13 protein-coding genes are annotated in these 19,080 nt (G+C 38.4%); 5 read left to right on the plus strand and 8 right to left on the minus strand.

What is annotated here, in order from left to right; translation table 11 throughout:
* Positions 1–31 precede the first annotated feature (31 nt).
* The 8 genes from AC23P2_RS22240 to AC23P2_RS22275 form a co-directional block, all read right to left on the minus strand.
* A complete protein-coding gene (locus AC23P2_RS22240; protein WP_487775239.1) occupies positions 32–1,576 on the minus strand; it encodes a C-glycoside deglycosidase beta subunit domain-containing protein in 1,545 nt (514 codons plus the stop codon).
* A 152-nt stretch (positions 1,577–1,728) separates the two neighbouring features.
* Complete coding sequence (locus tag AC23P2_RS22245) at positions 1,729–2,652, minus strand: sugar phosphate isomerase/epimerase family protein (RefSeq protein ID WP_487775240.1); 924 nt, start codon at positions 2,650–2,652, stop codon at positions 1,729–1,731.
* Positions 2,653–2,695: 43 nt separating this feature from the next.
* Positions 2,696–3,631: a sugar phosphate isomerase/epimerase family protein gene (locus tag AC23P2_RS22250; RefSeq protein WP_487775241.1), complete on the minus strand. Its 936-nt coding sequence runs from the start codon at positions 3,629–3,631 to the stop codon at positions 2,696–2,698.
* A gap of 151 nt (positions 3,632–3,782) precedes the next feature.
* Positions 3,783–4,154 carry a C-glycoside deglycosidase beta subunit domain-containing protein gene (locus tag AC23P2_RS22255; RefSeq protein ID WP_487775242.1) on the minus strand — a complete coding sequence of 124 codons (372 nt, stop codon included), beginning with the start codon at positions 4,152–4,154 and terminating at the stop codon, positions 3,783–3,785.
* Positions 4,155–4,220: 66 nt separating this feature from the next.
* Entirely contained in the window at positions 4,221–5,237 is a 1,017-nt protein-coding gene (locus AC23P2_RS22260; protein ID WP_487775243.1) for a sugar phosphate isomerase/epimerase family protein, read from the minus strand.
* A 34-nt stretch (positions 5,238–5,271) separates the two neighbouring features.
* Positions 5,272–6,441, minus strand: coding sequence for an MFS transporter (locus AC23P2_RS22265; RefSeq protein ID WP_487775244.1), 1,170 nt, complete (start codon positions 6,439–6,441; stop codon positions 5,272–5,274).
* Positions 6,442–6,505: 64 nt separating this feature from the next.
* A complete protein-coding gene (locus AC23P2_RS22270) occupies positions 6,506–8,947 on the minus strand; it encodes a TonB-dependent receptor (RefSeq protein WP_487775245.1) in 2,442 nt (813 codons plus the stop codon).
* Between the two features lie 281 nt (positions 8,948–9,228).
* Positions 9,229–11,691 (minus strand): TonB-dependent receptor domain-containing protein, encoded by a 2,463-nt coding sequence (locus AC23P2_RS22275; protein WP_487775246.1) that lies wholly within the window; start codon positions 11,689–11,691, stop codon positions 9,229–9,231.
* A 34-nt stretch (positions 11,692–11,725) separates the two neighbouring features.
* Between AC23P2_RS22275 and AC23P2_RS22280 the strand changes: the two genes are divergently transcribed.
* From AC23P2_RS22280 to AC23P2_RS22300, 5 genes are all read left to right on the plus strand, one after another.
* Positions 11,726–11,902: a hypothetical protein gene (locus tag AC23P2_RS22280; RefSeq protein WP_487775247.1), complete on the plus strand. Its 177-nt coding sequence runs from the start codon at positions 11,726–11,728 to the stop codon at positions 11,900–11,902.
* 300 nt (positions 11,903–12,202) lie between these two features.
* Entirely contained in the window at positions 12,203–13,942 is a 1,740-nt protein-coding gene (locus AC23P2_RS22285; protein ID WP_487775248.1) for a hypothetical protein, read from the plus strand.
* Positions 13,943–13,946: 4 nt separating this feature from the next.
* Positions 13,947–16,967, plus strand: coding sequence for an AAA family ATPase (locus AC23P2_RS22290; RefSeq protein WP_487775249.1), 3,021 nt, complete (start codon positions 13,947–13,949; stop codon positions 16,965–16,967).
* A 165-nt stretch (positions 16,968–17,132) separates the two neighbouring features.
* The gene (locus tag AC23P2_RS22295; protein WP_487775250.1) at positions 17,133–17,969 is read left to right on the plus strand and encodes a maleylpyruvate isomerase N-terminal domain-containing protein; all 837 of its coding nucleotides are present in this window, start codon (positions 17,133–17,135) and stop codon (positions 17,967–17,969) included.
* Between the two features lie 175 nt (positions 17,970–18,144).
* Entirely contained in the window at positions 18,145–18,879 is a 735-nt protein-coding gene (locus tag AC23P2_RS22300; protein ID WP_487775251.1) for a hypothetical protein, read from the plus strand.
* The last annotated feature ends 201 nt before the right edge of the window (positions 18,880–19,080 follow it).

Here is a 19,080-nt window from a genome sequence, read left to right on the forward strand (position 1 = left end):
ATTAGCTCCCTCATCGGAGCGGTCCGACGATTCAGCGGGGGGCTTGGCTTAATATCTTCTTCCAAAGTTTATGCTGTTTTTCTACTTGGTCGAAAGCGTCGAATTCGTCTGTAAATGCCGAACCTTCGTATTCTGAAGAAATGTAGCCTTGGTAGCCTCCTTTTTGAAACACCTCAAAAATTTTAGGGTAATCAATCGAAGGCTCGTCGCCGTTTTCGTCGAAACCATAAAATTTCCCATGCACGTGTACCACATAAGGCATGATTTCTTGCCAGTTTTCGACAGGCTGACGGCCATTCATACTAAATGCCATGTTCAAACGCCCGATTTGTGGCGGTGTAACTCCCATCGGAACTAATTTTTTAGCCAACTCACCAAACTTAGCTGGTGTTGGAATATCTTTATGCCAAATCTCTTTGGTAATGGTAATCATTTCGTCGGTTACGCCTACCGATTTGAAACTTGTAAGCAAGGCATCTGGAATTGCACGCATACAAGTACCCATGTCTGGAACAAAACCTAAAACGTGGGTTTGAGCTTTATCAAACATTTCAACCATTTTAATCACCGAAGGATGGTCAACGCTGTAAGGCGTATGCAGCTCTATGCCCATGATTACATTGGCTTTTTCGGCAAAAGGTATAAGCTTTTGATAGACTTCGGCAGGGGCGGTAGTCTGACACCTGAGAATAGGAAACCCCAGTTTTTGAGCTGCCAAAATCTGAGGTTTGATGTATTCTACCGTTTCATCAATACTCATAATAGCATGGCGTTTGATACCTACATCTATGTTTGCATCCAATGCTACGGGTTCAAATTCGTACTTATCAAGTAGGTGCTTTACTTCTTTGACGGTTTCGTTTGAAACGTAAGGGAAGCCTCTAAGGCTCTGAAAACCAATTATTTCTAAACCAGTACCCAAATCTCTTTTTCGAGTTTCGGCGATGACATCTTCTAAAGTATATTGTCCTGAATTCCATTCATAAGCGTAGGAAAAAAGGGAAGTAGCTAATTTCAGCCCCCCAGCCCCCGATGGGGGAGTTTTAGCCCCCAAACCCCCGATGGGGGCTTTTTTTTCGCTCTTAATAATTATACTTTCTGTGTTACTTACCTTAGCTTCATTCGAGATATTAGCTACCCCATTGGGGCGGTCCGACGAATCGGCGGGGGCGGCTGTTCCCCCATTGGAGGTTAGGGGGCATTTTACCAAACTACTCGCCAATAAAGGCGTAGCTTGTGGCCCTACCAGTATGTAGGGAATGTGTAAGTCGTACTTAAATTCTACATCATAGACATTGCCTTTTTCTAAAGGGAGGTTTACTTCTATCGCTCCTCTGTCCAGAATATACAACCATTCTTTGTCTAATTCAGGAAGCTGGTCATAGCTATATTCATTGCCATTTGCTTTGATTTTGAATTGACTTTTTTCGATTTCTTTGCCATTCAACTTGAGGCTGAAATCCATACAAGACAGTGGTAACGCTCGATACCAGTGTGATTGAAACTTTAGCTGAAAGCCTTTTTCTGTAGCTTCCAAAGCATCTTCTTTTAAAATATATTTGTCTAAAGGGCCCATTTTGATTTCGGATTTACGATTTTTTTGATTTCGGAATTTTAAAAATTAGAACACGGATTACACTGATGCAAGCACCACAGATTTACACAGATTTTTAATCTTTTTAAATCTGTGTTTCCAAAAGAATCTGTGTCATCCGTGTCCCAATAATTTTATTTATAAATTGCATTTAGCTCATTATCAATATAATATCTTGAAAGTACCATTGAGGCGAGCAAATCGGGCGTACCGTCGGTTTCGACCGTGACCCAACCTTTGAATTGGTGTTTTTTCATTAACTTGTATAAGCCTTTGAAATCAAGTACACCTTCGCCAGGCTCCCAAAACCAGCGTGTGCCATCGTCCACAATTTCGATGTCTCGACTATAACGCACTTCATCAGGCAGATTGGGTGTGGCTGTATCTTTCAGGTGAAAAGTACAGATGCGGTCATGATAGTCGTCATAAAACTTGACTATATCTTCGCCCAACAAGGCTACTTGTGCCGTGTCAAGGCAATAATGCACATAGCGTGGGTCAGTGAGTTCGAGGTATTCACGGTGGTTTTCTTTGTTGATTGCCAAGAAAAATTCGTTGTGAATGCCAATCTGTACACCATAATCAGTAGCATACTTACCCACTTCGGTAATGATTTCGGCAGCCGCTTTGATTTGGTCACGACTTAGTGGGCCATTTCCAAAATAATTGTTTATTGGAGCAGAATTTAGTTGAGTACCACCAAATTCGACCACCAAATCCACTGCTTTTTTCCCTTCTTCAAAAGTTTGTTTGTGGTGCGTTCGGTCGTGGGATTTGTCGATTAAATGAAACATGCCACTTACTTCAACGCCACGCTCGGCGGCAAATTCTTTAAAGGCTTTTGGTGAACCAAAAAGCGGTAACATTTCAGGAAAATCCCACGGGGCAAGCTCAATACCGCTGAAACCCAATGCTTTTTGATAACGCAGGATTCTGTCCCAGTCGGTGTAATACGCCGCATTGGTTTTGTCTTCGTAATAGAACTCACGGAAGTTATCAATCCTCTTGTAAGGAATGTTCTTCCAATGGTTCATGTGTGAATATCTAATATTTGTCATGTCGTTTGTTTACTTTTTAACCTTGACAAAGTTTTGAACTTTGTCAAGGTTGATCGAATGTTAATAATGTGCTTCTGCTTCTCAACAAAGCTCGCATGGGTTCACGGGTTTGACGGTTGCTTACAATCACCCAGCCATCGTAGTTGATATTTTGAAGCGTTTGGTAAAACTCCTTCAAATTGACACTACCGAATCCTACATCTTTAAAAACCTGTGTTGCTCGGTCTTGTGGATATTCGGGCAAAGGCGTTTTCCACGTTTCGTTATCATCCACAAATGCGGTGTCGGTCAGATACACACTACCAACTTTAGCTCCTAAATTTTTCAAAACTTCTGAAGGTTCTTGACCAGCAATACTGAGGTTGGCGGCATCTACATTCAGAAGAATAGAATTATCTAGTTCAGCCGAGATATTTTGATGGCGAAAAACCGACCAATACTCACTTCTGAGCGAAATTCTAATCCCTTTTTCTTGAGCAATTTTTGCAAAACCGTTCATCATTTCAACGCTTCGTTTGGTAAAATCTGCTTCCCAATTTTGACCATGATAATGCTTTACCAACCCGTAGGGCGGCGTGGGGGTGATGGCGATATAATCACACCCTAATTCGGCAGCGTAGCGGATAGCCTCTCCCCCAAAATAGCCAGAAGCACCGAAGTAAAAATCGAGGTTTTCGTTACGCATAAAAATGGTAGGATTAAAATGAATCCCCGCCACTTTTTCTATGCCATTTGCTTGCAAATGAGCCACAAACTTCGCAACTGTTTCAAATTTCACTTCGATACAATACTTGGTAAAAGGCACTCCCGACCCTCCCCTAAATATCCAATATGGGTCGAAGGGAATCTCAACAGCCGTGAAGCCTGCCGTGGCTATCATGGGGTACAATTCATCCCAATAGTATTTACTTTCGTAGCGATTACGGTTGGGTTCTTGGTGATGAACATTCACCATATCAAGACTTATTCCTATTTTCATATTAAAGCCCCCTAACCCCCGATGGGGGAATTTTATATTAAAAAACTATTTACCCACTGTTTCCCCTCCATGAATTCAAGACTTTATCGGTATTATTCATTTAAAATTTACCACTCGATATAAAGTCCCGCATCGGGGGATTTAGGGGGCTTCAAAAATTCACCTTCCTCTCAAATACCCTGATACTCGGGAAAGGCATATAGCCGATTCGGAGATTGATTTTCAGCCCAATGGTATGTTCACCTGCTGGCAAATCGCCTGCGTTATCAATCGAGAGTGTGGCTACCTCACCCATTTCCCAACGGTCAGTCGTTTCATTTTCTCGTTGTTTGAGGTTGTAGGTATTGCCGTGAATCGTGATGGATACATCGCTCTGTGGTAAGGTTTCACCATCTAATGAAACTTCAATTTCTTCGACCATCGAAAGAGACACGCCCCTGTAATAGGGCAATCTTGCTCCAATTTCAAAGCCAGATTCTGTTATTTTGGCCTTTTCAGGCACTATCATATATTTTTCGTACATAATAATTCTAATTAAATTGTTCGGTTTATTGTAGAGACAAGGCATGCCTTGTCTCTACGGGTTGAATCACGAATTGATATAATTCTCCAACATCATCTGATGACGGCGAACCTGCTCCACACTGTCCACCTCGTAGATGTCTTGAATATGACGGTTGCCTTCGTACTCAGTGGCGATGTAGCCGTTATAGCCGTATTTTTTCAAAACGTCTATCACCTCTTTGTAAGGAATACTGTACTCTGTATAATCTTCGAGCATCTCTAAACATTTGCCATGAATGTGTACGATTCTATCCATGTGTGGCACCAAACTAAGCGGATTGACGAAGGTATTATGTCTCGACATCTCTGCTACGGCCATATCTATACGTCTATTGCTCATTTTCGAGACTTCATAAATCGTATATTCGGCCATTACCCCTTTTTCGTGTTGCTCACAAACGTAATTGGCAATTTCGGGGTCGGCTCCGTTTCTTATCATTCGGTCAATCTGCACACGAGGCAAACGCCTGGTAAAACCGCCCATATCTGGAATAAATCCAAAATGTTTTGTGCCTGTTCTTTCCATCACTTCCCAGTGGCGTTCCATCCATGCACTATTGATATTCCAAGGTGCGTGTACTTCTATTCCTAAAACGATGTCGTGCTCTTCGGCAAAAGGCAATACTTTTTCAATGATTTGTGGCGTAGTATTAACAATCACACGAATGATTTTGAACCCCAATGCTTTGGCGAAAAGTATGTCTTTTTTGAAGGACTCAACCGCTTCTTCGTCTGACCAATAATGTCCTTTTTTCTTGTTGTAATCCAAAAACATATCGTGGGCAACAGGCGTAACTTTGTACTTATCCATCCACCCAAACCATTGCTCAATAAAGGCTTCTGATGGAATTTTCGGACAGCCTGGTACACTTTGTTCTCCTACGATTTCGATCCCCGTTGCACCCGTAGCCGCCGCCGCCGCAATGCAGTCTTCAAGGCTCATTTTTCTTAGGAAATACTCTTCCTGATAGCTGTAGAGGCTTACAGCACGTTTGATACCAGCCCCCGCTCCCCCAATGGAGGTTTTATTTTGTTCGTTCATTTTCCTAAATTTTGACTATGAATTTTAGAAGATTTTACTCTTTATCGAAGATGAAATTTAATACCACCATTACCAAGCACACCACACCAAAGATGACAAAGGCTTTGAGTATATCGCCTGAAAGGGTTCTTACAAAGCCAACAATGAAGGGTGAAGTTGAAAGCCCCAAGAAAAACCCGCTGCTCCACACGCCCATACCACGTCCACGGTATTCGACTGGTACTGAGCGCAATCCATAGGCTATCAAAACAGGAATTGCCATTCCACAGCCAGTTTGTTGGATTATGGCACTCATTTTAGCCATACCCAAACTTGTAGAAAGACCCACGCCGATTAGTCCAATACCAATGAACGTAAACATAACACCGAATTGGATTTTATTACTTTTCGTACCCAGTAGCTTGAACATAACCGCCCCAAGTGGCAGCATTAAACTGGCCACAGCCGTGATACTTCCTACCTCTTTGGGGTCACTGATGCCTATTTTGTCTAATGCCATCGAAAAATGCAGCGTATAGACATAATACAAAACAGAAGCGATGTAGGTGGTAAAAAATATTTTGATGAAAGTCTTTTTTGAAAAAGGAAGTGAGCCTGCTTGTGTACTAGCGACCGATGCAGCTTTGGATTCTGGCTCAAAAATAAAGAAAAAAGCTCCGATAGGAATAATCAGCGTAAAGGCATATAGCAAAAACGGATATTGCCAGCCGATAGAAGCAAGTTGTCCGCTGCCATTGATGATAAAAAAACCAAAAGCAGGCCCAACAATGCTCTGAATCATCAACCAGGTATTCCTTTTGCTTTGCTCGAAATAATCTCCCAAAAGGATGTTGGCAATTGTAAGAATGAACGCTTCACCGACTCCCAAAATAAGCCTTCCAGCAATCAAAGCACTGAAACTTTCAACAAAAAAAGGTATAACACCACCAATTCCGTAAAGAATAGAGAAAATAATGAGCAATTTCCTACGACCTATTTTATCGGCTAAAAAACCCGCATAAGGCGAAAACAAAGCCACACACAAACCTGGGGCGGAAATCACGAACGGTGCCAATGTTTCGATGTACGGAACATCTTTAAAATGATTTCGCAAGGTTGGCACGACGGGCATGAGCGTAATGACTGCCATCATGGGTAAAATACTTACCAATACGATGATGATTCCCTGCGGTATTCCTGCGGTTCGGGCTTGGGTGTTAGGCATAAGACTTTGTTAATTAAGGTTTCGAGAATGGTTGGGGAGAAGTGATTGCTTCTCCCCTTTTATTTTATAAACGGAAATTCAATTGAGCACCTATTAATCTTGGCGAGCCAAATATCCAGTTGTAAGTATTGATAGTACCTCCATTGAAACCAGAGAAGGTAATAATACGATTATCTTCAAGGTTCTGAGCAAATACCCCAATATCAAACTTACCACCTTTAGCTGTATAGGTAACATTTATATCAGTTTTAGTGTAAGCTTTTTGCTTGTCCATGGCATAGTTAAATGCAGTGGTATAATAATCAGACTTATACAAAGTTTGAATACCAGCATTCAAAACACCTTTACCTACTTTAAAATCATGGTTATATCCTGCCGTAAGCGTTACTTTAGGAGCCATTGGTGCTACATTTCCTTCAAGATTTCTTTCAATGACAGCCGCACCAACTCTATTAGCAACCGTCTTTAGGTCTTTGTATTTTGCATCCAAAAGATTCACAGAAAACCTGAATCTATCTGCTTTGCTTGCAGCGTATTCTCCATCTATTTCTAAGCCTTTTACTGTACTAACTCCCGCATTTTGGATAGCTCCACCGATGGCGGTCGAGATAAATATCGTCACTTGTTGGTCCTTGTAATCGTAGTAGAAAGCCGAGGCATTCAAACGTAATTTGTTATTGGCAAACTTATTTTTTGTTCCAATTTCGTAAGCTGTAAGGCTTTCTGGATTATACTGACCTAAGTTATCGAAACCTCCTGCTTTGTAGCCTGTACTCACCTTTGCAAACAACATTTTATTGGCGTCTATTTTGTATTCCAACCCAACCAACCAAGTGGTTCTATTCCAGCTTCCTTCGGTCGGAATGCCTTCAAAGGGTTTCATCCCCGCTTGAGTAGCAGACGTAGGTACATTTGGGTAGAAAAATCTGACAATTGTAGGTGGTCCGAAAGGCGCAGCCGCTAAGTTACCGCCACCTAAAACTTTTTTATCCGACGTATTTCTAATTCCAAATGTTAAACCTAACTTCTCGTTGACATTGTAAGTAGCTTGGCCAAAAACAGCCGAGGTCTTGGAGTTAACGTCTCTGATAAAAAAGTTTAGAAACGGAACCTGCCCACCAAAAGCCCCAGCAGCCGATACCAACAGTAACCCTCTTGCAGTATTTTGGTCTTCGTCGCCGTAGAAACCGCCCAACTGCCAGCTCATTTTAGCCGTTTCTCCATTTAATCTCAGTTCATGGCTTTGGGTTGCGGATTGAATATCGTTATGAAAACTATTGGTTTCTGGCAGATACCCATTAAGTGGCTGGTAGCCAGTCATATCTACTTTACGATAACCAGCCGAATAAGTCAAAATCGCTTTTCCAAAATCATAGGCAATTTTTCCCCTGATGGCAGACTGGTCTATTTTCATAAAACCAGCCGTAGCAACTGGGAAATCTTTTGGCAAAGGAGTCGTCCAAGAAATGGGTTCTTTATCTTTTAATTCGGTAAGGTTACCCATCGGAACCCCGTATTGCGAAGGAGCTTGTTGGTCGGTTTTGTTGATTTCGCCAGCTATATAGACAGCCAGCGCCTTTGTGGGATTGATACTAAAACCCAATCGGGCCGCCCACATATTTCCGTTATCAATCCGCCCCACAGCCCCTCCATCACGGTAGCCATCGTGTTTTGATAAAATACCCGCCGCCCGCACCGCAGCGATTTTTCCCAAGGGTAAATTTACCATCCCGTTCAATTTCAACGAATTATAATTCCCATAGCTTACCCCCAAATCGGCTTCGCGCGTTTGAGTTGGCTTTTTTGCAATGATATTGACAGCACCCGCCGTCGCATTACGTCCGTAGAGCGTCCCCTGTGGCCCTTTCAACACTTCCACACGGTCAAGGTCAAACATGGCAGCATTGAGTGCTACAGGTCGGTTGATATACTCACCATCTATTCCCACGGTAACAGCTTGGTCAGATAGCTCGGCAGCCCCTTGGTTACTACCCACCCCACGAACATTGATTTGGTTGAAAATGGTATTGGTTATAATGTTCAAACTTGGCGCTATCGCTTGTAGCTGTAATAAATCAGTAATTCCCTGTTTTTGGATAGTTTTCCCATTCACCAAATCCATTGTTATCGGTACTCGTTGGGCTGAAACTGAACGATTTTCAGCCGTTACTACTACTTCTTCGAGGCTCTCTGAGGCTTCTTTGAGGTTAATATCTAAAGACGTTTGATCGCCAACGGGCACTTCTTGAAGTTCATACCCAAGGAATGAAAAAATAAGCGTTTGGTTTTTGCGAGCGTCGATGCTGAAAGTACCGTTTTTATCGGTTGTTGTACCCTTGGCGGTTCCTTTCACTACAATATTCACCCCTGGAAGTGTCTCTCCGTTGTTCGACTTTACTTTTCCCGTGATTGTTTGGGCAACCATACCCATCGTTGGGCAGCCTAAAATTAAAAGTAATAGCAAGATTTGGTGCCAGTTGAATTGGCAGAGAATAGGTTTTTTCATACTTTTGACAGGTTTAAATTTTTACAGACTTTCTGCCAAACTTGTCAGGAAGTGAGCCAAAACCGTCTCTATTCGCAGTAGAGGCGGTTTTTTTATAAAAGGCCACTATCTTGACTTATTCAGTGAATTTCTTGGACAAAAGTAGCTTACTAAACAGTGCAATTCTTTATCAAAATGATGCAAAAGACTGACAAAATCAATCCATCCCCCCAAATTCAATCCATAAAAAAACGCTACCCTTCGTCGAGGTAGCGTTTTTGGTAAAAAATTTGAAAATTTATTTAAAACTCTCGTTCCCCAAACTCGCTCGATGGCAACTTGGCTTTGCGATCCGTTTTGTTGAAACTGTAAGAGAGGTTAAGCAAGAAAATATTGGTTTCTTGAATGTAGTTGGTGGTAGTATAAAAATTACCGCCCCAAGTAGAAATTCGCTGTTCGTTCACTTTCATATTCCCAAACGATGTATTTTGCCAAAGCAGCGAAACACTCATTTTGTTGTTCATCAATGATTTCTTTATCGAAAAATTAGGCTGATAAAAACGCGAATCTTCCCCTTGCGCCGTGTTTCTGGCCGATAAATACGCGAGGTTAAACTGCGTACTCAAAGTTGGCGTAAACTGGTAATTGAGGTTTGAATTAATCGAATACACCCATCCTTGGCTATTGACTACCACCGAGTTATCAAACAATAAACCCTTAATTTTTAGATTATAAACATTTCCACCCACAAATATTTTTAGCTTCTTGACGGGCGAAATCGTCACCCCGATTTCTGAGCCCATCAAGCGCGCTTTGCCTGCATTGGTATAAATTCGATTCAAAATCGTGTCATTATATACACTATTGACTCGGTTGACGATGTTGGTGATTTGTTGACGATACACATTCCAGTACAGCGAGACTTTCTTAAAATCCTTCGTGAGCCCAAGTTCATAAATCCCTACAAACTCAGGACGGATGTTGGGGTCGCCTTGTTCGAGGGTTTCACTGTGTTCGCGTTCGGGATAAGGATTCAGCTCGTTGTTGGTCGAACGTTGCACGCGGCGACTGTAGGCGGCCTTCAGGCGCAGGTCTTTTCCCATATCATACAGCAAATTGGCCGAAGGGAACAAGTTTGACAATTTCAATTCATTCGGTTTTCCTCCACGGTCGTCCGTAAACTTACGCAGGGCATTCTCATACCGCAATCCCGACGAAAATTCTAACCTTTTATACTTGCCCGCGTACTGCGCATACAAACCATGGATTCGGTTATAAATAGCAACATTGGCCGTAAAAGCACGATTAACCACCAACGGCTGATTATTCCCATTTTTATCAGAATAGACAAACACGCCCTCTTGGTTTTGCTCGCGGTACTGGTAGCCCATCGAGAGTTTCCCAATTCCTATTTGCTTCTCAAAATCAGCTTTGAGGCGGAGGGCACGGAGCGGATTCGAGCCCGTATTGAGGGTATATTGAAGGGTATCTCGGAGGTTATTGATGTTGATATTGCTATTTTTGGTAAAACCATCAATCATAGCATCCTCGTACAAGCCCGAAAGACTCAAAGTTGAGGCATTTTTGAATTTGTGGGTATAATCAAGATTTACCACTTTAAACGCCCCCGATTTTAGCACCAAATTGGGGTTATAATACTGCGCTCTCCCCACCGTCTGACTGGTCAGGAGGTTTACTTTGGTGTTGTTTCGGTAATAAATATTGGCCGTGCGGTACTGTTCGCGCCCACCTACATAGACGCCCGCCGAAAGTTCATCCGATTTTGAAATGGTATAAATCGCGGAAGCTCGTAAGCCATAGTTTTCCCGTTTTAGACTCCGCTCTCCGTCGCTCGGGAATTGGGTCAATACATTATTAATTATCGTATAAACATCTCCGACGCGTTGGCCTGCAATGTCGTTTTTGAGGTAATTTCCCGAAACCGTCACGTCCCACTTACCTTTGCGATAGTTGAGCGTGGCGTCGGCCCCGTTGCGACGGGGTTCGGTGGCATTTTCGTAGGCTTTCAGGCGAGGCAAGCCGTATTGCAGGTTGGTGGTTAGGGATAAACCGTCGTTGGTACCTGTTTTGGTAATGATATTGATGATTCCCGCTTTGCCGTCGGCGTCGTATTTGGCCGAAGGAGCCGTTATCATCTCAATTTTTTCGATGGTGTTGGCAGGAATTTGTGACAAAATCGTGGCCGCATCAATTTGCGAAGGTTTGCCATTGACCAAAATCAAAAAACCTTTTGACCCTCTGACCATAATTTCCCCTTCGGCATTGACCATCACCGACGGAATATTTTTCAATACATCAGTGGCCGTCCCGCCCCGTGCTACTTCAAACTGTTCGGCCTTGAATACTTGTTTTTCGAGGGTCGCTACTACGTTGGGTTTGACTCCCGTAACAGTGACCGCATCGAGTAACTGGCTTGAGGGAGTTAAATAAATGGCCCCTAAGTCAAGGCGTTGACTGGCTTTGTCATAACTTACCTCAATGTACTTGGTTTTGTACCCGACGTACTCCACTTTAATGACGTATTTGTCGTCTTTTAGACCCAAAAACTGAAACGAGCCTTTGTCGTCGGCCACTTCTCCTTTTACCAAGCTACCTTCTTTTTTTGACGCCAACCGAATGGTCGCAAAAGCCAAAGGTTCGGTGGTTAGCGAGTCAACGAGTCTCCCCTTAATAAAGCTACCCGACTGAGCATAACCCGCCAAGCCGATTACTAACAAGAATGGGATAAAAATTGACTTTTTCATAGAATGGGGTAATTCAACTTCCGACTACAAAAGTATGAACTACCTCCAAGCTACTTTGGTTTCCAGCGGGCTAGACGCTTACCTCACCTCCAACACCACAGGCCCGCACGGGTTTATTTCGTTTTATGGCGTCTATCCAACCTATTTGGAAGATAAACGCCATAATGCACATGGTTTTAACAAGCTTTCTACTCGTAAGCGACCTTATTGATTACATAATCTCCAAGTTTTGAGCCATAAAACGCTCTTGTTTACAGATCAATCACCCTCAAAAGTGCTAGACGCCCAAAATATGTCCTTTGACCCAATTGGAAATTTGAACCATTTTTCTTTTTTTTGTTAATAGTTGTAGCCGTTGTTCTCGAAAAACAAAGCCTTTTCAAGAACCAATACGGTATCATTACGAAATAGACGCTATAAAAACCGATAACAAACGGTTATAAACGCTTGAAAACGGCGGTGTGGCGTCAATACAATCGTTAGCTGATATTTTAAAAGTAATACAGAATAAATGAATTTCATAGATATATCTGATTTAAACATATCAACAACACTTGACGTTTTAAAACGAGATACCCAACGTAATAGCTTATTATTGTATCAACATAAAGGTGACTTTTTTGCTGATGCTAATAGGATTGGGAATGCTAATCAAAATATTGCACATACAAAGTTTTTAAAGGTTTTAGAAAAATCAAGACAAGATAATTCAGACCTCGTCTTATCTCCAGAATATTCTTGCCCAGTAAGTATTATTACGCACATCATATCTACTGAGGATTTTCAGCCTCAAAGGAACAAAATATGGGTTTTAGGAGGTGAATCAATTACTAAAAGGGAATTAAATCAGTTAAATAATGCTAATCAGGAAAATGTTTTAGTTCATTTTGAAAGTGACGTTTTAAATTCAAATAAAAGATATTTAGACCCACTATACTACATTTTTAGAGGAGTACATAATGGTCTAACTAAGCTGATTGTACTTATTCAGTTCAAAACAAGACATATGGGAGTTTGGTCAGATGATGTGGAAAGGAACAATTTAATAGAAGGAAATAATATTTACATTATCAAAAATAGCAACACGTCTGTTAGGTTAATGTCTTTTATATGTTCTGAAGCAATGAACGTAAGAACAGATTTACACCAACAAGTTAAAAATGATATTTTATGGGATGATATGCCATTTTTAATACTCCATCCTCAAATCAATCCAGACCCATCACATCAAAGTTTTGTGGACTTTAGGAAGTTTATTTTAGAAGGAGAAAAAAAGGAAGTTATCTCACTTAATTGGGGAGTAAACACTTTTTTTAATGGAAACAATTGGTATTCCGCAAGAGGTAATACAGCAAGAAGTGGAATATTTTTCAAAACAGACGAATTAAACTACGAAAATACTCGTGTAATTAGAAATCATAGAAAAGGACTATATTTTTTACATATCAATAAAAATAAGTTTGTTTATTATTTTGATGGTATCCCTGAATTATTCCATATAGAAAATCCACCAGTTCACATTAATGAAGGAGAAGCTCCGCAACGAAGAAGAGAAGGGCCCGAAGTTATTGAAATTTATTGTTTTGATAATGCAGCATCAACTTTTAATGTGATTCAAGCTACTAATGATAAACATTTACAGTTTTTTATAGATAGAGGGATCTCTAATAATTTTCTACTTAATGCGGATAACTCAATCGTGGATAAGGAAAGACTAATAAATATTTCCACTGGCAAAATCATTGGTAAGCTTGAAAACAAATGGTGTGATGTTATTTATTTGAATAGCTTTAACCTGAAAGAAGCGGATGAGTGTAATTGTAGAATGACATATGTGGAAGACACATATGCATCAAGTGAAACGATTAGAACCCTTAATTGCACCAATTTAATAGAATTGGATCAGACAATTCTTCCAGATAAATCCAAGTATCCAGAAAGTATAAAAGATCTTACTCATCATACTATTATTCTTTCATATTCTAAGAATGCATCTACCTATAAATACAAGCATAATCTAACTAATGATAAAGGAGATATAAAAATGGCAACAGTTTGCTATTTAGGTAATGTTTCACTTAGTCAGGTTAAAAACACCTATGATGAACTACAAAAACTATTTGACGAAGGGGCAGAAAGTAAACGTAGAATAGTTGTTTTTTATAAAAACGGAACAGATTTACGTTCTAAATATGATGAAACTGCAGGCAGTTTTACCACTCCCTCTAATGATAATAGTTCAATTCTATAAAATTATGAACACTTCCCAAATTATAGATAAATCGAGAGAGTTATTTACTCATTTTGAACCAATAAATGATACTTTGTATAAGGGCAACTATCAAATAAATGATAAGTTGGCTGGAATTTATTTTCTAAACTTCAGTGAAAGAATAAGCGAAGAGGATTTTGAAGAACTTCAATATAAATATTTGGCTGAAGAATTTTACAAAAATGAAGACAGCCTTCAATGGAATATATATTTACTCTTCATAAACAGCACTATTAATGAAGAACTAAAGTCAAAGATATTATCTAACGATAAATATGCTCGCAAGCTAATCTTCCAAGAAAGTGAGTTTTTGGACTATTTTGAGTTGGAAAAATCAAATAAAACCTCTTTACCCGATTTAGTTTCTGAATGGAAAAAGGAGCTTAAGAGTGTGGATTTACAGGAGGTTTATAGTGAAGCTTCCTATGTAGAAGCTGTTGCCAACTTTCTTGAAAATTCAACAATTAAGGAAGTAAACGAAGGTGCTTCAAGAGACTTATCAAGTATTCCAACAATAGAAAGAATAGCAAATATTAGTCTCAAAGAAAATTACAGAGCCTTTCCTTTAGTGAGAAATTTTGAGTTTGGCTCAGTAAATCTGATTAATGGAGTAAATGGAACAGGAAAAACAAGTTTACTCGAATCAATTGAACTCATTTTAACTGGTAAATCAAATAGAAATAGTGATAAAGATGAGGTAGTAGGATCTATAAGTGCTATTTTAAATAATGATATTGAAGAAGTATACACCCCATATGATAATGGTAAGTATAAATCCAGAGATATTAAGTGGTATAGTCGTAATCATCTTGTAAGAGGAAACAATTGCTATCAATCATTTAATCAGTTTAATTTTTTTAATACTGATGCTGCATATCAATTCGCATCTTCCGACCACGAAGATCAGATTAATGAATCTTTAAAACAAATTGTTCTTGGTGCTGAATACACATTTTTGAGAGATAGAATTCAGGGTTTTGAAGGTAGACTAAGACCTGAGCTAAATAGTGTAGAAAGAATGTTAGTAGAACAAAAGGAATTAATACAAAATCATACTCAATTAATTAATAGTTTACAATCTGATAGCAATCTTGAAGATATAAAGAAAAATATAGCAGGTAATATTCTTACCCTGAGATATAAAAATACATTATCTGTAGATAATTATACAATTCCAGGTTTGTATATCAATGAAATAAAGACAGAAATCGAATACATTCTTAATCAAAATCTTGTTTTTGACCTTAATGGCCTTAATAAATTAAGCAGCCAGATTGATGAACAATTAAAAACAGTAAGTTCTCTAAAGGATAAGTACAATGAAAGAATTAGCCAACGAATAGATTTTCTTAACAATCAAAAGTCTTTAGAAGTTAAACTTGATAAAATAAAATCAGTACTTAAATATTTTGTCATTGACGATCTTAGAAGCATCGAAGATATTGAGGAGCAACTTCAAAAGCATAATTTGAAATTATCGAAATTAGAAAAGATTAAAAAAGAGTTTTCCATATTAAATCTTGATTCTTTTCTGAATGATAATAAAGGATTTGAGGATTTGAAAAACTCCAAAAACGAAGATTTTCAAAAGGTTAGTTCCGATAGAAAAGAGATAGAAAATGAAATAAGAATATTAAGTGAAAATTTTTCAGCTATTGAAGACATACTCAATAAAATCAAATTATTGGGTAAAGACTTTTTATCTTATAATGAACATTCCAAAAACTGTCCTCTATGTGAGCAGCAGATTTCTCATAATGAGCTATCGAATAAATTAGATGAGGATTTTAAAAACAATGTTGACAAGAGCATATTGGAAGAAAAATCTAAAAAGCTATCAGAGTTAAAAACTAAAGAATCAAATTTAACTTTTGAATTAAAAACGTTAAATAGTTTGAAATTTATAGCTCAGGAAGAAGTGTCGAGTTATGAAACATTGTCTGTAAAAGAGATTGCATCCTTCTTAAATTCGATTTTAAATGAAGAAGCATTATTACTACAGGGGAAAACAAAAATAGAAAGAACTTTAGCCCAAGTAGCAGCTATTGGAGGTTCGGTTTCGGAGTTCAAATCATTAAGAGAAGAAATCGGTGCATATTTGAATTCTAATAATACTTTTGAAAAAAATGATATAGATAACCTTTTATTAAGTTTGGAAGATGACATTAAAAAAACAGTCGATGATGTTGAAAAACTAAGTGAAGAGAATAATTTACTTATTTCGAACTTAAATAAGTCACTTCAGCTTAATGAAACCACAAACAATATTTCTGAAATATTAGACGGAATAAATTCTCAGAACGAAAAGATAAAAGCTTTAGAGCGAAGCTTTATTAAAATTAAAGCATATATAGATCTTCAAATTGATAGATCAGTAACAGATTTAAGTAAAGATTTGTACATTTTAGAAGAAAATATCAAATCTCTCAAGGACTCTGAGAATAGGCAAAAGGAATTGCAAAGAGTATCAAAAGAATTGGAAGACGCAAAATCCTCCATTTCAAAAAATACACTTATACATACTCGTCTTAAAAAAGCTGTAGAGGTGCTTCAAAAACTAAAATCTAACGATGGTGAGAGTGTTTTAGGTGATTATTTTAAAAACAATCTGAAGGAAATAAAAGATATATTTAAAACGATTCACTCACCACAAGAATTTACAGATTTAAAGTTTGAGAATAAGAGATTGTCTTTGTACAAAAATGAAGTTAAACATTCAGTAAGTCAAATAAGTACTGGGCAAAGAGCAGCGTTAGTAATATCAATTTTTATTAGCCTTAACCGAAAACTGAAAAATGGCCCGAATATTATAATATTCGATGATCCCGTCACTTTTATTGATGATTTTAATGCCCTCTCTTTCTTAGACTTTTTAAGATATTTTATTGTCAAAGAGAATAAACAGATATTCTTTGCGACAGCTAATAAGAAATTCTCAACTTTATTTAAAAAGAAATTCGAATTTTTGGGGGAAGAATTTAAAGAATTTAATTTAACTCGTTAAAAAACATCAGCTAACAGCACCTATCCAAAAGTGGCGGTTCAGTGGTTAATTCAAGCTTTGTACTTCTATCAAAGTTTGTGCTTGGTTGACAGTGAAGTGCTTCGAAATCGCCACCTTCGGGTAGCTGCAAAACGTTGGGCGTTACCTTAAAAAAGCAATCTTCAAATGACAAACGAACTAAAAATAGAAACCTTACATTTATTTCCCATCTTGGACAGGAAACTGATAGAACTATTAAAATCTCTAACAGTAGAAGAATGGGAAAGTCAAACTGTGGCTAAACTTTGGAAAGTAAAAGACGTTGCATCTCATTTACTTGATGGAAATTTAAGAGCCTTATCAACTTCAAGAGATAATTTTTTTGGTGAAAAACCTGAAAACATAAATTCATATCAAGACCTTATCGATTTCCTGAATAAATTGAATATGTCTTGGACAAGTGCAACAAAAAGATTAAGCCCACAAGTAATTATCAACCTCTTGGAGAGTACAGGGAAAGAATATACAGAACACTTAAAATCACTCAATCCGTTTGACAATGCAATTTTTTCAGTGGCTTGGGCAGGACAGGAAACTTCGCCAAATTGGTTTCATATAGCAAGAGAATATACCGAGAAGTTTTTACATCAACAACAAATTAGGGACGCAGTTGGCAAACAAGGCATTATGACAAAAGAATTATTTTATCCGTTTATTGATACTTTTATGTTTGCTTTTCCATATACATTCAGCAAGATTTCAGCAGAAAACGGGACAGTTGTTGCTATTGAAGTTAGCACTGAAATTGGCGGAGTTTGGAATGTTGTAAAAAAAGACACAGGTTGGGAATTAGACAAAAGTAAAAATCTTAATTCAGTATCTAAGGTGCTTATTGACCCTGATACAGTTTGGAAGTTGTTTTCAAAAAGTTGGAAAACCGAACAAGTAATTGATAAAGTTAAGATTTCAGGTGATGTTGAATTGGGAAAACAAGCACTAAATATAGTTGCAGTAATGGCGTAAAAAAGACAAACGCCCAACATTATGTTTGCGAAAAGGCGGGCTAATCTGCGTATTTAGGCTTTTGTACTTTCTATAAACTTTGTGCGTAGGGCAAGGGAAGTGCTATTAAATTCCGCCCTTCGCAAACATTTTTCCGTTGTGCGTAACCTTAAAGACAGACATAGTACAAAATAAAATGTGGACATCAACAAATTTTACGACATATAAAAAACCGTTTAACTTTACTTCATCGGAGCAAGGTAAGCCGATATTTACAGCACTAAAAATTGATGATAAAGACTTTATAAATATGGTTGAAGGTTTGGAAGGAGAAATTGACGACAACCAAATTTTTCAAACTATTCTTTGCGACCATTGTGGCTGTTATCAGTGTGCTTCGGGAAATTGGGTTGCATTAAGACAACTAAATGACTTAATTTTTTTCATTCCTGCTTTTGACGACTTGAATACTGAAATTGGTGAAGGAATATATCATCCACCATATGAATTTAGACAAAAAGGTGCATTTTGGTTGACAATCACGGACTTTAATAAATTCAAAAAATTAGTTCCTGAAATTGACAAACTGACGACTATAAAAGATATGACAAAGTTTGAATTAATTTCTTTGTATAAGTGGGACACGCCTCATAAAATGTTTGGAGATTTTCCGAGCTTTAAACCATTAAGAAAAGACCATATTTTGACTGTTTCTGAACTTGACAACGAAACATTGACAAGTATTTTAAATGCAAAACTGACAGAGCTTGAAAATTCAACAGAGTTCGGACTTGAACCATTGGTTTATGAAGACAATATAGTAACTGTTTATCTTGACGACCATTCAACAACTGAATGGAAAGCACTTTATAAAATTGAAGACAACTATGAACTTTTATTAGGTGGACAATTTAGAATAACGACAAAATGAAAAGAAAGGCTACGCACAATAACTAAGGTTTCGTCGTGGCTGAAAGCCAAGCCATGAAATAGATGGGGGACGCCCAGTCTTAAACGAAAGCTTCGGTAGCGGCGAGTGCTCACCAAACCCTTTACTTTTGTTATGGAGTTATTGTTGAAGTTGCAGCTACGTTAAGGGCAGGTTTTGACCTGCTTTTTTGCTTTTAGAGTA

The organism is Runella sp. R0.1_18 (assembly GCF_057652155.1).

Coding starts and splice junctions, on each gene's coding strand:
- AC23P2_RS22280 (WP_487775247.1), top strand. CDS start 11,726: ATGAACTACCTCCAAGCTACTTTGGTTTCCAGCGGGCTAGACGCTTAC.
- AC23P2_RS22255 (WP_487775242.1), bottom strand. CDS start 4,154: ATGTACGAAAAATATATGATAGTGCCTGAAAAGGCCAAAATAACAGAA.
- AC23P2_RS22250 (WP_487775241.1), bottom strand. CDS start 3,631: ATGAAAATAGGAATAAGTCTTGATATGGTGAATGTTCATCACCAAGAA.
- AC23P2_RS22240 (WP_487775239.1), bottom strand. CDS start 1,576: ATGGGCCCTTTAGACAAATATATTTTAAAAGAAGATGCTTTGGAAGCT.
- AC23P2_RS22245 (WP_487775240.1), bottom strand. CDS start 2,652: ATGACAAATATTAGATATTCACACATGAACCATTGGAAGAACATTCCT.
- AC23P2_RS22260 (WP_487775243.1), bottom strand. CDS start 5,237: ATGAACGAACAAAATAAAACCTCCATTGGGGGAGCGGGGGCTGGTATC.
- AC23P2_RS22295 (WP_487775250.1), top strand. CDS start 17,133: ATGACAAACGAACTAAAAATAGAAACCTTACATTTATTTCCCATCTTG.
- AC23P2_RS22290 (WP_487775249.1), top strand. CDS start 13,947: ATGAACACTTCCCAAATTATAGATAAATCGAGAGAGTTATTTACTCAT.
- AC23P2_RS22265 (WP_487775244.1), bottom strand. CDS start 6,441: ATGCCTAACACCCAAGCCCGAACCGCAGGAATACCGCAGGGAATCATC.
- AC23P2_RS22275 (WP_487775246.1), bottom strand. CDS start 11,691: ATGAAAAAGTCAATTTTTATCCCATTCTTGTTAGTAATCGGCTTGGCG.
- AC23P2_RS22300 (WP_487775251.1), top strand. CDS start 18,145: ATGTGGACATCAACAAATTTTACGACATATAAAAAACCGTTTAACTTT.
- AC23P2_RS22270 (WP_487775245.1), bottom strand. CDS start 8,947: ATGAAAAAACCTATTCTCTGCCAATTCAACTGGCACCAAATCTTGCTA.
- AC23P2_RS22285 (WP_487775248.1), top strand. CDS start 12,203: ATGAATTTCATAGATATATCTGATTTAAACATATCAACAACACTTGAC.